This is a genomic window from Hymenobacter sp. PAMC 26628 (genome assembly GCF_001562275.1).
GTDB lineage: Bacteria > Bacteroidota > Bacteroidia > Cytophagales > Hymenobacteraceae > Hymenobacter.
In genome coordinates this window covers 2,683,637-2,697,621 of sequence record NZ_CP014304.1, presented here as the reverse complement: position 1 = coordinate 2,697,621, position 13,985 = coordinate 2,683,637, and the positions used below count along the sequence as shown (strand labels likewise).

Genomic DNA, 13,985 nt, shown 5'->3' with positions numbered 1-13,985 from the left:
GATTTACCGCTTCGCCTGCTCCCGAATCCCCTTGAATTCCGAACCGGCGCGCCACTTTGGGAACGTGGTTTCGGCGGCCAGGCGCTGGCCCACGCGGAAGTAAAGCTGCGCGTCTTCGGCCACGCCGGCGAGGTCCCAGGCGGGGTCGAACTGGTCGGCGGGCTTGTGGTACATGCCGGTGGTGTAGGCTTGGCGCTTTTGGGCGATGTAGGCCTTGCCCTGGGCGCGGCTCTCGAAACCACCGCTGGCGTAGAGCGAGGGCACGCCCACGTGGGCAAAGCTGAAATGGTCGGAGCGGTAGAACATGCCGGTTTCGGGCGTCTGGTCGGGGAGGAGGTAGCGGCCCTGCTCCCGGGCGGCGGCGCGGGCGTAGTCTTCCAGCTCCGACTGCCCCGCGCCGATGACGGTGAGGTCCTTCATGCGGCCGTAGGGCCAGAGCATGTCCATGTTGAGGTCGGCGGCGGTTTTGGCCAGCGGGAACGGCGGGTGCTGGGCGTAGTAGGCTGAGCCCAGCAGGCCCTGCTCTTCGCCCGTCACAGCCAGGAACACGAGGCTACGCGCGGGCTTGGTGGGCGCTTTTTTAAAGGCTTGGGCGATGCTTAGCAGCGCGGCCAGGCCGGTGCCGTCGTCCACGGCCCCGTTGTAGATGGAGTCGCCGGCAATGGCCTTGCCCACGCCGAAGTGGTCCCAGTGGGCTGAATAGATGATGTATTCGCCGGCGTTGGTGGTGCCGGGCAGCACGGCCAGCACGTTTTTGGACGTCTGGCGGCGCAGCTTGTTGCGGAGGCTGGTGCTTAGGGTAAGGCCCAGGGCGCGGGGCCGGAAGCCGCGCTGGTTGGCGGCAGTATACAGCGCGTCGTAGTTCTGGCCGGCGGCCGTAAACAGGCGCTGGGCGGCGTCGAGCGTCAGCCAGCCTTCGAGGGCGCACTTGCTGGCGCCGCGGTCGGGCGTCTGGGGACGCAGCTTGGGCCCCAGGGCCCCGCTTTGCACTACGCTCCAGGGGTAAGCAGCGGGCTTGGTGTCGTGCACGATGAGCACGCCGGCGGCGCCGTGGCGGGCGGCTTCCTCATATTTGTAGGTCCAGCGGCCGTAGTAGGTCATGGCGCGGCCTTTGAAGAGGGTAGAATCCTGGCCCGCGTTGCCGGGATCGTTCACGAGCACCACCACGGTCTTGCCCTTCACGTCGAGGCCCGCGTAGTCGTCCCAGCCGTACTCGGGGGCCACCACGCCGTAACCGGCAAACACGAGCGGTGAGTTTTTGACCTCAACCACCGGCTGCTCGCGCTGGGTAAACAGCACGTAATCGGTCTTGTACTGTAAATTCAGGCTCTGGCCGGGGCGCCGAATTTGCATGGTAGGCGCCGCCATGGCGGTAATTTCCACCATCGGCACCGGCTGAAAATAACTGCCGTTGGGGCCCCCAGGCTGCAGCCCCAGTTCCTTGAACTGCGCTGCTAGGTAGGCGGTTATGCGCTCCTCGCCGGCCGTGAACGGCTTGCGGCCCAGCATCTCGTCGGCCGCCACCGTTTTCAGGTAGCCGCTAATGTCGGCCGCCGTGATGGCAGCGGGCGGAGCCGCCGGGGCGCCCGGAGCGGCTGCGGTAGGGGCCCCGGCGGCCGTGGCCTGGCCGGCCGCGTCGGGTTTGGATTGGCAGCCCGTGGCAAAAGCGAGGGCAAACAGCAGGGCCGGCAACGGCCGGGCGGCGAGAAGTTTCGAGGGCATCGGCGGGGTGCGGGGCCCCAGAAATGGGAGCCTCGGCGGGGTTAAGGTACTGGATGGCCGCGGTATCCCCGGAGTGGGGCCCCAGCTGGGCATTTAGTCCGGGTTTTCGTGGGCCAGCGCGCGCTCGATGCGCCGGTCGGGCACCAGCCACATCAGTGCCACGGCCACATAAATTGCGCCCGAAAGCCAGGGCAGCACAAAGCTGCTGGCAATCCCCACCAGGTAGAGCACCGGCGAGAGTTTGCCCTTCCAATCGTGCCCCACGGCCCGAGCCAGTGGCGCCGCCGGCCCGCCATTAACGGCAATGAGGCAGTTTTGCAGGATAAAGTACGCCACCGCCGAGCCGAGCAGTACACCGCCGTACACAGCCAGCGTGGCCGGCGCAAAGTGGTTTTCGCCCATCCAGCCCGTGGCAAACGGCGTGAGCGAGAGCCAAAACAGCAGGTGCAAATTGGCCCACAACACGCCGCCGCTCACCTGCCGGACGCCGCTGAGCAGGTGGTGGTGGTTGTTCCAATAAATGCCCACGTAAACGAAACTCAGCGCATAACTCAGAAACACGGGCAGCAACAGCCGCAGCGCTGCGAAGTCGGCCCCGTGCGGCACCTTCAGCTCCAACACCATGATGGTGAGGATAATGGCGAGTACGCCGTCGCTAAACGCTTCGAGGCGGCCTTTTTGCATAGCGGAAAAAAAGCGTGGCTGGGGCCCCTAATGTAGCAGCAGCGCACAAAAAAACGCCGCCCCGTTGCCAGGGCGGCGTTTTTTCAACATGATTAGCAAGGGATTCCTCGCCGGTCCAACCTTATGCTTTCGCCAGGTCGAAGCGGTCGGCGTCCATCACTTTGGCCCAGGCGGCTACGAAGTCGCGCACGAATTTCGGGCCGGCATTATTGGTGCCGTACACTTCGGAGATGGCGCGCAACTCCGAGTTCGAGCCGAAAATCAGGTCGACGCGGGTGCCGGTCCACTTCACCAAATTGGTTTTGCGGTCGCGGCCTTCGAACAGCTGGTCGGCCTCAGAAGTGGCTTTCCAAGTGGTGCCCATGTCGAGCAGGTTCACGAAGTAGTCGTTGGTGAGCGTGCCCGGCCGGTCAGTAAATACGCCATGGTTCGAGTGGTCGTAGTTGGTGTCCAGCACCCGCAGGCCGCCCACCAGCACCGTCATTTCGGGGGCCGAGAGGGTCAGGAGCTGCGCCCGGTCGATGAGCATCGCCTCGGGAGATGCTTCGTGGTTGGCGCGGAGGTAGTTGCGGAAACCATCGGCGTGCGGCTCCAGCGCCTCGAACGACTGCACGTCGGTTTGCTCATGCGTGGCGTCGGTGCGGCCGGGGTGGAAGGGCACCTGCACGTCGTAGCCACCTTCCTTGGCAGCCTGCTCGATGCCGGCGGCACCGCCCAGCACAATCAGGTCGGCCAGCGACACGCGCTTGCCGCCCGCTCGCGCGGCGTTGAACTCGGTCTGGATGCCGGTCAGCGTGTCGAGCACTTTGGCCAGCTCGGCCGGGTTGTTGGCATCCCAGTATTTCTGGGGCGCCAGGCGGAGGCGGGCGCCGTTGGCGCCGCCGCGCTTGTCAGAGCCGCGGAACGTGGAGGCCGAAGCCCAGGCCGTGCGGATAAGCTGCGCGCCTGTGAGGCCACAGGCCAACAGCCGGTCTTTCAGGGCGTTGATATCCTGCTCGTCAATCGGCGTGTAGTCGGCGGCGGGCAGCGGGTCTTGCCAAATGAGCACTTCGGCGGGCACCTCGGGGCCTACGTAACGCGACAGGGGGCCCATGTCGCGGTGCGTGAGCTTGAACCAAGCGCGGCTGAAGGCATCGGCAAACTCCTCGGGGTTTTCGTGGAAGCGGCGCGAAATTTTCTCGTAAATCGGGTCTTCGCGCAGGGCGATGTCCGACGTCAGCATAAACGGCTGGTGCGACTTGTTGGGGTCGTGGGCATCGGGAACCATGCCTGCGCCGGCATCGCCTTTGGGCTTCCACTGGTGGGCCCCGGCGGGGCTCTTGGTCAGCTCCCACTCAAAGCCAAACAGGTTGTTGAAGTAGCCGTCGCCCCATTTAGCCGGGGTGGCGGTCCAAGCGCCTTCGAGGCCGCTGGTGATGGTGTCGCCGGCGTTGCCGGTGCCGTACGTGTTCAGCCAGCCTTTGCCCTGCTGCTCGATGCCTGCCGCGGCGGGCTCGTGCGCAATGTATTGGGCGGGGTCGGCCGCGCCGTGGGTTTTGCCGAAGGTGTGGCCACCGGCAATCAGCGCCACCGTTTCCTCGTCGTTCATGGCCATGCGGCCGAAGGTTTCGCGGATGTCGCGGGCCGAGCCCAGCGGGTTGGGGTTGCCGTTGGGGCCCTCCGGGTTCACGTAAATCAGGCCCATCTGCACAGCCGCCAGCGGATTTTCGAGCTGCCGGTCGCCGGTGTAGCGCTTGTCGCCCAGCCACTCTTTTTCAGAGCCCCAGTAGATTTCATCCATCGGCTCCCACACGTCGGCGCGGCCTCCCGAGTAGCCGAACGGCTTCAGGCCCATCGACTCCAGGGCGCAGTTGCCGGCCAGAATCATAAGGTCGGCCCAGGAAATCTGCTCGCCGTATTTCTGCTTGATGGGCCACAGCAGCAGGCGGGCTTTGTCGAGGTTGGCGTTGTCGGGCCAGCTGTTGAGCGGTGCAAACCGCTGCATACCAGCGCCCGCGCCCCCACGGCCGTCGGTGATGCGGTAGGTGCCGGCGCTGTGCCAGGCCATGCGAATAAAGAACGGTCCGTAGTGGCCGTAGTCGGCTGGCCACCAGTCCTGCGAGGTGGTCATCAGCTCAAACAGGTCCTGCTTTACGGCATTGAGGTCAAGCTTCTTGAACTCCTCGGCGTAGTTAAAGTCTGCGCCCATGGGGTTGGCCTTGGGCGAGTGCTGGCGCAGGATGTTGAGGCGCAGCATGTTGGGCCACCAGTCGCGGTCGCGGGTGCCGCCGCCGGCCGTCTGTTGCGCCTGTCCCGCCAAAAAGGGGCATTTCGCCGCCGAGGGGTCGTTCATGAAATGCTCCGTGGTGTTGGAGGCAGGCGCGTGCTTGTTGTGTTCTTCAGCCATCATTAAAAAATTTGATTGAAATTCGAATCTCAGAGGTCTGTCTCTGTCATTTGTGCTGGTTTTCTGCACATTGTTGGTATTGCGTTTTTCGTCAACCACTGCGACCACCGGGGTTTTTGGCAGGGCCCAGAACAAGCCAGGTAGTTGCGAGCCATCGGCGACGGTGCATAATTTACTGGAAAAGCCACCCCAGCGTTGGTCACAACCGAACGAGGAAAACCCAGGCACCAGCCGGATTCTGCACCGCCTAGAAGGCCCTTGGCATCAGTCCCGCGTCTGCGCGCGGGCAGGGTGAGCAAAGCACCGGTAACTACCGCATAGGTTCGTAGGCCATGCCCGCGCCGTAACCGGCCGAATGGCCGTTTTGGGCTGCTGCCATAGCTGAAAAGGGAGGTTGGTGGTACATGATAACTACCACAAAGGACGCCCCAGGTTTGCAGAAGCAAAAATAACATTATGTTATGGCCGCATAGGCGGCAGCCTAATAGCTGCGCCCCGCCCGATGGGCCCCGAGGAATTTCTGCCCGGCGGCTTAAGCCTTACGCCCACGAAATGCGGGCCCGTCCCCGGTACCCGGTACAGATTTCGCGTGCCCCAGGGCCCCGGATGTATCAACTACAAACAGCGAGAAACTGCAAGCTATTTCCCGCGCGTCGTCCCGGGCCTACGTCCAGTTCACGAAGTCCGCCGCCGAGGGACGGGGCGCGAATTCGGGCGGGGGCGAAAAGGCAAACGCTTGGGGCGCGGCCGCCGGGGCTCCGTTGGCCGCGGTGCTCCGCCGCAGGGCGGTGTATAGTACCGCGGCCAACTCCTGCTTAAGCACTGGCGCGGCGGGTACGGGGCCCTGCGCCGCCCGCCGCGCCAGCACGTGCAAGGCGGCCAGCAGGGCGGGCGCATTGGGGTGCGCCGCGCCCGGTAGCTGGCTCGCCTGCCCCAACACGAGGTGAACAAGCGCCCGCACGTGCGCCTCGCCGTTGGGTGCCCAGGCGTCGGCCAGGTGCACTTGGTGCAGCCACACTTGCAAATACTCGGCTAATAATAAATCGTAGAAATGGGCCATAGAATATGTTTTTTTCAAGGTTTGGCTAATAATAATGTATAAGGGTAGCAGGCTAATTTACAAGATTACTGCCGCTGACGACTATATAGTAGGAAGGGCGGTAATAATTAGTTCAAGGGCTCAAATTACTCGACGAAAGGCGCGGTGCGCTCGCCCAAACGCCAAGCCTGTTTTTGAACCCCTTCCATTTGCTACTGGCTGACCACGGCCGCTAAGCCTTCGTTCGGGAAGACGGCGGCAGCGCGCAAAGGACACTATACGTATTAATTACCGGGAATTTAAGTATTTTTTGGGTTTCTGGGACCGTTGCTGGCGCGGCCCTTGCCGTAGGTACGATTATGGAAGACCTGCCGACCGAAGCTGCCCGCCGCCATGCCATTGCCTGGGCCACGTCCCTTGTGGCGGGCACGCCCCTGGCCCCGCAACCCTACGAAGCCGAACTGCTGGAGCGCTACGCCCGCGGCGAGCTGACGCTGAACCAAGTGCTAGCGCACCTCGACGTGCGCGTGCACCACGTGCTGTACCGCAGCCGGGCCGTGCACCCCTTTTCCGAAGCCCAGCTCCTGGACTTGCTGGAGCAGTCGCGGGCGTACAACGAGCAGCACGACCTGACGGGGTTGCTGTGCTACAGCCGCGACGGCCACTTTGTGCAGGTGCTGGAGGGCGAGGCGGCGGCCGTGCACGCGGTGTTTGCCCGCATCCAGCGCGACGGGCGCCACCAGCAGGTAAAGGTGCTCAGCGACGCGGCCGGCCCCGCCCGGATGTTTGGCGACTGGCGCATGGCCTTTGCCCGGGTTGAGGCGGCGGAATTTCACTGGCTGATTGGCTACCTGGAGGCGCACCGCCGGCACCTGGTGCTCCCGCAGGTGCCCATCAACGACCCGCACTTGGGGACCCTGCTGGCCGCTTTTGGGGCGCTGTGAGCAGCGCCGGCCCGAGTGGTCCTTAGGCGCTATTAATGCGGGCGGGCAGGAATGGCCTGGGCGCGAAAGAACTCGTCGGCGGTGCGGTTGAACTCGTCGGCGTGCTCGATGAGGGTGCCGTGGCCGCTGTTGGGTACCACCCAGAGCCGGGCGCGCGGCAAGTGGCGGTAAATGGCCACCGTGTGCTCCAGGGTAATTACGTCGCCGTCGCCGGCCACGATGAGCGCCGGGGCCCCAACCCGGCGCAGCGCCGCCAGCGGAATGTTGGGCTGGAATACGTCGAGCAAAAACACTTTCCAGTCGTTTTTTTGCGCCGGGGTGGTGCGCGCGCGGCCCTGGTTTTCGCGGTAGCTGCGCTGCTGCTGTAGCCAGAGGGCGGGCGTGAGGGCCGTGGAATCGGGCGCGAGGTTGGCCCCCGTGGCCACCAGGCGGCGCACCTTGGCCGGGTGGCGCAGGGCCAGCGCCAGGGCGCTGATGCCGCCGTCGCTCCAGCCGATGACGTTGGCCGAGTCAATGCGCAGGCTGGTGAGCAGGGCCGCGAAGTCGTCGGCCATCATCTCGAAGCTCAGCGAGTCGCCCGCGTCCACCGAGCGGCCGTGGGCGCGGCTGTCCACGGCAATCACCCGGTAGCGCCGGGCGAAGTAGGCGATGTTGTGCTGGAAGGAAGCGATGCTGCCGCCGTTGCCGTGCAGCAGCAGCAGGGGCGGGCCCGCGCCGTACGTTTCATAATACAGCTTAATGCCGCGCACGGTTTGGTAGTGGCCGGCGGCGGGGTTGTGGCCGTAGGGCACAGGCTGCCCCGCGGCCAGCAATCGGGCCAGGAACAAGAGCAAAACCAAAGCGCTGCGTTTCATGGGGCCGGGGCGCGGGCGTAGGGCCCCGCGCCGCCAAAGCTACGGGGCCGGCGCCGCGGGCCCGCCGGGGCCCCGGGGCGCAAAATGCGCTATGTTTGCCCGCTCCACTTTTTTACTTTTTGCGCCATGCTGTTCGCCATCCTGCTGCCCGGCATTTCAATGATGTTCCGGGGCCACTTCCTCAAAGGCCTCCTCTGCGGGGTGCTGCACGTCACGCTCATCGGCTGGATTCCGGCCGCCATCTGGGCCGTGGCGTCGTACAACCAGGACTTGGCCGAAAAGCGCCACCACGAAACGCTAGCCGCCCTGGCCCGGGGCCCCCGCTAGCCCGCCCGCAGAGCCGCGCCGCCAGCGGAATGTTGCGCCAGGGTGGTGCGCGCGGGTTCCAAGCCGCGGCTCTATTATATGCCGCCACTTGGGGTTCGGCAATGGCGACTAGCACGCGCAGTGCCACGGGCCGCACCCGCCTAGGCTTGCACGGCCGGCCCGCACCGGCCGTGGGCGGTGCAGGCGCGCAAGTCTTTGCTGCCGGCGTGGGCGGCCACGGCCAGCCGCTTAGGGAGCCGGTGGGGGGCAAGGTGCTGGCGCAAAACCTGGCGGGCCCGCGCCGAAACCAAGCGGGGCGCGTCCGCTTGGTGCCTCAGGGGTTGGCCACGGCGGCGGGGCCGGTGGCGGTGGAGCGCCACTTGATGACGTGGTACACCACCGGGGTTTGGCCCACGTTCTGGATGCTGTGCAGGCGGTTGGGGGCCTGAAAAATGGCCGAGCCGGGGCCCACGCGCTTCAATTCGCCGTTCACCAGGGCTATCACCGTGCCTTCCCGCACAATCATCAGTTCTTCCTCCGGGTGCTGGTGGGCCGGGTGCGCAAACTCGCTGGGCCGCAGGGTGGTGGCGTGAATTTCCAGGTTTTGCAGCGTTTCGGTGGGCGAATCGCAGAATTGCCGCTTCGCGCCCACTTTGGTGGGCGTCTCCTTAAATAGTGTTCCACTCGAAGGCTGAGGAAGGCAGCGTGCCGGCCGTTTTGTTGGCGTGCGCCACCATGGCCAGCGGGAGGCACATCGCCAAAACGGTGCCGCCAATCAGTTTCAATTCTCGGGTCGTCATGCTTATTGAAGGCTGAAGGAAAAAGAGAAATTAAATAACTCCAACGCTGACCCAGAACCGGCGGCGAACGGCCAAGTAAAATCGCAGGAGCCGCCCTCGCTGCGCGCGGTGGGAGCCCGCCGCGGATCGTGCTGGCAAGGTGCAGGAATCTGCTGGCCAACTGCCCGAACCGTCGGAAATGCGCCGCGGTGGGCCCGGCTTTCGCCCGGCAAGTTGGTGGCCTCGCGGTTGAATCCGTTGGGCTGCCGGGCACGAGGTAAGTGGTCGCGTCGGATGCCGCGCACGGTTTAGCAGTGGCCCACCGCGCGCCGGGCCGAAGGCTATGGGGCCCCGAAGTGCCCGGGGCCTTCGGGCGCCCTTCGCGTACCCAAGGCTTGGGTAAGCTTGCTTAAAACCCGCCGGCTCGTGGATGGAACCCAGTTTCTGCCCTTTATTGCGCCTGCTGGATGGGATTTTTAACTTCGCCATGAAACTGCTGCCGCTGCTTTTCGCCGTTTTGGGCCCCCTGGGCTTGTTGGGGCAGGCCGTGGCGCCGCCCGCGGGGGGCCCAGCCCAAGCCGCCGCCGGGCGGGCCGCGCGCATTGCCGCCGTATTTCCGGTGCTCGACAAGATTTATGCCGACTACGCGGCCCGGCAGCACCTGCCCGGCCTGGCCTACGGCCTGGTGGTGGACGGCCAACTGGTGCATACCGGGGCCGTGGGCTACGCCAACGTGGCCGCCCACACGCCCGCCGGGCCGCAGGCCGTGTTCCGTATTGCCAGCATGACCAAGAGCTTCGTGGCGCTGGCCGTGCTGCGCCTGCGCGACGCCTGCCGCCTACGCCTCGACGACCCCGCCGAAAAGTACCTGCCCGAGCTGAAAGCGCACCCGCCGCGGCTGGCCGGGGCCCCCGCCGACGCGCCACCCATCACCATCCGCCAATTGCTGAGCCACAGCGCCGGCCTGCCCGAAGACAACCCCTGGGGCGACCGCCAAATGGGCCGCCCCGACGCCGATTTGCGGGCATTGCTGACCCGGGGCGTGTCGGTGGCCAACGCGCCGGGCGTGGCCTACGAGTACAGCAACCTGGCGTTTGCGCTGCTGGGCCGCCTCGTGAGCACGGTGGCCGGCCAGCCGTTCCAGGCCTACATCACGGCCAACATTTTGCGGCCGCTGGGTATGGCGCACACCTACTGGGACTACCGCCAGGTGCCCGGGGCCCTGCTCGCCCACGGCTACCGCCGGGCGGGCGATGCCTGGCAGGACGAGCCGCTGCTGCCCAACGGCGAGTCGTTTGCGGCGCTGGGCGGGCTACTCACGTCGGTTGAGGATTTTGCGAAGTACCTGGCGTTTCAGGCGGCAGCCTGGCCGGCGCGCCCGGGGCCCGAAACCGGCCCCGTGCGGCGCAGCTCGGTGCGCGAGGCCCAGCAGGCCTGGACGCCGGCTGGCCTGAACGCGGCCTTCCGCTACCCCAGCGGCCGCGCCTGCCCCGTGGCCAACGGCTACGGCTACGGCCTGCGCGTGGCCCAGGACTGCAGTGGGCGCCGCTACGTGGGCCACAGCGGCGGGCTGCCCGGCTTCGGCTCGCACTGGTGGCTGCTGCCCGACTACGGCATCGCCGTGGTGGCCTTCGCCAACCAAACCTACGCCGTGCCCACTAGCGCCAACTACGGGGCCCTGGACACGCTGGTGGCGCTGGCCGGGCTGCGCCCGCGCCCGGTGGCCGCCTCGCCCATTTTGGCGCAGCGCAAAGCCGAGCTGGCCCACCTGCTGCCCGATTTTGGGTTCGACTCGGCCGCGGGCAACGCCGTCTTCGCCGAGAACTTCTTCCTGGACCAAGACGTGGCCACGCGCCGGCAGGCCGCGCAGGCGCTGGTGGCGCAGGCCGGAAAAATAACCGCGGTGGGGCCCCTGGTGCCGGAAAACCAGCTGCGCGGCCGCTTCCAGCTGGTGGGCGAGCACGGCACCATCGACGTATTTTTCACGCTCTCGCCCGAAAACCCGGCCCGCGTGCAGCAGCTCGACCTGACGCTGGCGGGCCAGTAGGGCCCCGGCCGCGCAGCCCCGGCCGGCCCGGCTTGTCTTTGGCCCGGCGGCGTTTAAAATAAATAGTTGTCAGTTGCTAATTGTCAGTCAGCAGACTTATTCCTAAAATTAGAAAAGAATAGAACGTCATGCAGCGCGCAGCGAAGCATCTTTCCCGCGTAACTAATTCCAATTACTGGCGCGGGAAAGATGCTTCGCTGCGCGCTGCATGACGGCCTTTTTGGCGCAGCAGCAACTAACACCTAACAACGAGCAACTAATAACTCTCCGCCCGCATGCTTAAACCCCTTCTCCTTGTGCTCGTTTGCCTGGCTGGCCCCGGGGCCCTGCACGCGCAGCCTACGCCCAAAAAGCCGCTCGACCACACCGTGTACGACCAGTGGCAAAGCGTGGCCCATCCGCGCATTAGCAACAACGGCAAGTACGTGCTCTTCGAGGTGAAGCCCCAGCAGGGCGACGGCACGCTGTACCTGAAAACGGCCGCCGGCCGGGCCCTGCGCCAGGTGAGCCGCGGCGATTCGGCCCTGTTCACGGCCGACGCCAAGTTCGCGGTGTTCGCCATCAAGCCGCGCTACCAGGACGTGCGGCAGGCCAAAATCAAGAAGAAAAAGCCCGACCAAATGCCCAAGGACTCGCTGGGCGTATTTGCCCTGGGCACGGGCCAGCTCACGAAGTACGCCGACGTGAAGTCGTTTCGGCTGGCCGAGGAGGCGTCGGTGCTGGCCTTTTTGGCCAGCAAGCCGGCGGTAAAGGACTCGCTGAAAAAAGCGCCGGCCGATACCGTTAAAAAAATCACCGACCGGCTGCTGCAAACCAACAAGGAAGGCGCCCAGCTGACGGTGCTGAACCTGCTGACGGGCCGCCGCCGCACCTTCGCGGCCGTGACCGATTACCAGGTGAGCAAGCCGGGCAACAAGGTGGCGTTTGCCGTGGCCGCGCCCAAGGGCAACCAGGACCCGGCCATCCAGTCGGGCCTGTTCGTGTACGACCTGGTCGCCGACCGCGTGCGCCGGCTGAGCGCGGGCAAGGGCGTGTACAAAAACCTGGCCTTCGACGAGGCGGGCCAGCAGCTGGCCTTCACGGCCGAAAAGCACCCCGAAAAAGCCCTGGTCAAGCCCTTCAGCTTGTACTATTCCGACTTCACCGGCGACAGCGCCCGGCTGGTGCTGGCCCCCGGCAGCGCGGGCCTGAAAACGGGCTGGTCGCCGAGCGGCTTCGGCAAGGTGCTGTTCAGCGACAACGGCGAGAAGCTGTTTTTCGGCACCGCGCCCGACCCCATTCCGCAGGACACGACGCTGGTGGACTTTGAAACGGCCAAGCTCGACGTGTGGAACTACAAGGACGACTACTTGCAGCCCATGCAGCTGAAAACGCTCAAGAAAGACTTGCAGCGCAACTACTTGGCCGTGGCCTACCCGCGGCAGGGCAACAAGTTTGTGCAGCTGGAGGACGAGTACCTGCGCGACTCGTTCACGGCCGAAAAGAACAACGCCGAGTACGTGCTGGCCGTGACCGACACCGCCAAGCGCGTGTCGATGCAGTGGGAGGGCACCACGCTCAAGCAGGCCTACCTGGTTTCGACGCGCACCGGCGAGCGGGTGGGCATCAACCCCAAGGCGGCCAAGAGCCGGTTCCAGCTCTCGCCGCTGGGCCGCTACGTGGTGTGGTACGACTACGCCAGCAAAAACTGGTTCTCGTTTGCCGTGGCCACCCGCAAAACCACCAACCTGACCGCCACCACCGGCGTGGCCATGGCCGACGAGGAGAACGACTCGCCCGATGACCCCCAGCCCTACGGCATCGCGGCCTGGGCCAAAGACGACGCCGCCCTGCTGGTGCACGACCGCTACGACCTCTGGAAAATCGACCCCCAAACCGGCGCGGCCACCAATTTCACGGGCGGCCTGGGGCGGCGCGGTAAGCTCATTTTCCGCTACCGCATGGCGGTGGAAAAGCAGAAATTTGTGGGGCCCAAGGACGAGCTGATGCTGCTGGTGCAGGACGAAACCACCAAGCAGTGGGGCTACTATAAAAAGAACCTGGCCGGCATCGGGGCCCCGGTGCGCCTGGCCCTGGGGCCCTACGGCTACGCGCCGCTGGTGCAGGCCAAAAACGCCGCCGTGTACATTTACACCAAGGCCAACGTGGCCCAGCCGGCCGACCTCTACGCCAGCCGCGACTTCCAAAAGGAAACCAAGCTGAGCAGCATCAACGCCCAGCAGAAGGACTACAACTGGTTCACGGCCGAGCTCACGCACTGGACCACGCCCAAGGGCTACGCCGCCACCGGCGTGCTCTACAAGCCCGAGAACTTCGACCCCGCCAAGCAGTACCCCATGGTGGTGTACTTCTACGAAAAGCTCTCGGACGGCCTGTACAAGTACACCGCGCCGGCGCCCACGCCCTCGCGGCTCGACATTGCCCTGTTTGCCAGCAACGGCTACCTTGTTTTCACGCCCGACATCAGCTACACCATCGGCGAGCCGGGGCCCTCGGCCGTCGAGTTCGTGAACTCGGGCGTGGAGGCCCTCAAGAAAAACAGCTGGGTCGACGGGGCCCACATCGGCCTCCAGGGCCAGAGCTGGGGCGGCTACCAGGTGGCCTACCTCATCACCCAAACCACCATGTACGCCGCCGCCTGGGCCGGGGCCCCGGTCGTGAACATGACCTCGGCCTACGGCGGCATCCGCTGGGAATCGGGCCAGAGCCGCCAGTTCCAGTACGAGCACACCCAGAGCCGCATCGGCGGCACGCTCTGGGAAAAGCCGGAGCTCTACCTCCGCAACTCGCCCCTGTTTGCCCTGCCCAAGGTGCAAACGCCGGTCGTCATCATGTCGAACGACGCCGACGGGGCCGTGCCGTGGTACCAGGGCATCGAAATGTTTACGGACCTGCGCCGCCTGGGCAAGCCCGTGTGGCTGCTGCAATACAACGGCGAGGCCCACAACTTGGTCAAGCGCGAAAACCGCAAGGATATTTCCGTGCGCGAGCTGCAATTCTTCGACCACTACCTCAAAGGGGCCCCCGCCCCCGTGTGGCTGGAGCGCGGCGTGCCCGCCGTTGAGAAAGGCCGCAATTGGGGACTGGAAGCCGCGACTAAGTAGCGCCCTTACGCCTTACCTCCCCGGCTACCTAGCCCTGCGCCTTCCAGCGCGGGGCTTTTTTTTGGTGAAGTTCGGCAGCGCCGGGGCAGCTACCGCGTTGGGCTGCCTGCGCTTGCCGCA

The 13,985-nt window shown here is 65.5% G+C and carries 12 protein-coding genes; 4 read left to right on the top strand and 8 right to left on the bottom strand.

Going from position 1 to position 13,985, the window contains the following annotated elements; all coding sequences use genetic code 11:
• Nucleotides 1–3: 3 nt before the first annotated feature.
• From AXW84_RS11925 to AXW84_RS11910, 4 genes are all read right to left on the bottom strand, one after another.
• Nucleotides 4–1,722, bottom strand: coding sequence for a M28 family metallopeptidase (locus AXW84_RS11925; protein ID WP_068233229.1), 1,719 nt, complete (start codon nucleotides 1,720–1,722; stop codon nucleotides 4–6).
• A gap of 93 nt (nucleotides 1,723–1,815) precedes the next feature.
• Nucleotides 1,816–2,406, bottom strand: a complete 591-nt coding sequence (locus AXW84_RS11920; protein WP_068233224.1) for a TMEM175 family protein — start codon at nucleotides 2,404–2,406, stop codon at nucleotides 1,816–1,818.
• A gap of 121 nt (nucleotides 2,407–2,527) precedes the next feature.
• A complete protein-coding gene (katG, locus tag AXW84_RS11915; RefSeq protein WP_068239309.1) occupies nucleotides 2,528–4,738 on the bottom strand; it encodes a catalase/peroxidase HPI in 2,211 nt (736 codons plus the stop codon).
• Between the two features lie 718 nt (nucleotides 4,739–5,456).
• Complete coding sequence (locus AXW84_RS11910; RefSeq protein ID WP_068233222.1) at nucleotides 5,457–5,852, bottom strand: hypothetical protein; 396 nt, start codon at nucleotides 5,850–5,852, stop codon at nucleotides 5,457–5,459.
• A 338-nt stretch (nucleotides 5,853–6,190) separates the two neighbouring features.
• On the opposite strand from AXW84_RS11910, the gene AXW84_RS11905 reads away from it, so the two are divergent.
• Nucleotides 6,191–6,775 (top strand): BLUF domain-containing protein, encoded by a 585-nt coding sequence (locus AXW84_RS11905; RefSeq protein WP_068233219.1) that lies wholly within the window; start codon nucleotides 6,191–6,193, stop codon nucleotides 6,773–6,775.
• A gap of 32 nt (nucleotides 6,776–6,807) precedes the next feature.
• On the opposite strand, the gene AXW84_RS11900 is transcribed toward AXW84_RS11905, so the two are convergent.
• Nucleotides 6,808–7,629 (bottom strand): alpha/beta fold hydrolase, encoded by an 822-nt coding sequence (locus tag AXW84_RS11900; RefSeq protein ID WP_068233216.1) that lies wholly within the window; start codon nucleotides 7,627–7,629, stop codon nucleotides 6,808–6,810.
• Between the two features lie 126 nt (nucleotides 7,630–7,755).
• On the opposite strand from AXW84_RS11900, the gene AXW84_RS11895 reads away from it, so the two are divergent.
• Nucleotides 7,756–7,956 (top strand): hypothetical protein, encoded by a 201-nt coding sequence (locus tag AXW84_RS11895; protein WP_068233213.1) that lies wholly within the window; start codon nucleotides 7,756–7,758, stop codon nucleotides 7,954–7,956.
• A gap of 140 nt (nucleotides 7,957–8,096) precedes the next feature.
• Here the strand turns inward: AXW84_RS11895 and AXW84_RS26230 are convergent, their stop codons facing one another.
• Genes AXW84_RS26230 through AXW84_RS26225 form a run of 3 tightly spaced genes read right to left on the bottom strand, consistent with a single transcriptional unit; the run spans nucleotide 8,097 to nucleotide 8,735 of the window.
• On the bottom strand, nucleotides 8,097–8,219 hold the full coding sequence (locus AXW84_RS26230; RefSeq protein ID WP_257722060.1) for a hypothetical protein: 123 nt from the start codon (nucleotides 8,217–8,219) through the stop codon (nucleotides 8,097–8,099).
• Between the two features lie 50 nt (nucleotides 8,220–8,269).
• Nucleotides 8,270–8,587 carry a cupin domain-containing protein gene (locus tag AXW84_RS11890; RefSeq protein ID WP_204248371.1) on the bottom strand — a complete coding sequence of 106 codons (318 nt, stop codon included), beginning with the start codon at nucleotides 8,585–8,587 and terminating at the stop codon, nucleotides 8,270–8,272.
• 16 nt (nucleotides 8,588–8,603) lie between these two features.
• On the bottom strand, nucleotides 8,604–8,735 hold the full coding sequence (locus tag AXW84_RS26225; protein WP_257722059.1) for a hypothetical protein: 132 nt from the start codon (nucleotides 8,733–8,735) through the stop codon (nucleotides 8,604–8,606).
• Nucleotides 8,736–9,201: 466 nt separating this feature from the next.
• On the opposite strand from AXW84_RS26225, the gene AXW84_RS11885 reads away from it, so the two are divergent.
• Complete coding sequence (locus AXW84_RS11885) at nucleotides 9,202–10,761, top strand: serine hydrolase domain-containing protein (protein ID WP_157886971.1); 1,560 nt, start codon at nucleotides 9,202–9,204, stop codon at nucleotides 10,759–10,761.
• Between the two features lie 275 nt (nucleotides 10,762–11,036).
• Nucleotides 11,037–13,865 carry a S9 family peptidase gene (locus tag AXW84_RS11880; protein ID WP_068233208.1) on the top strand — a complete coding sequence of 943 codons (2,829 nt, stop codon included), beginning with the start codon at nucleotides 11,037–11,039 and terminating at the stop codon, nucleotides 13,863–13,865.
• Nucleotides 13,866–13,985 lie beyond the last annotated feature (120 nt).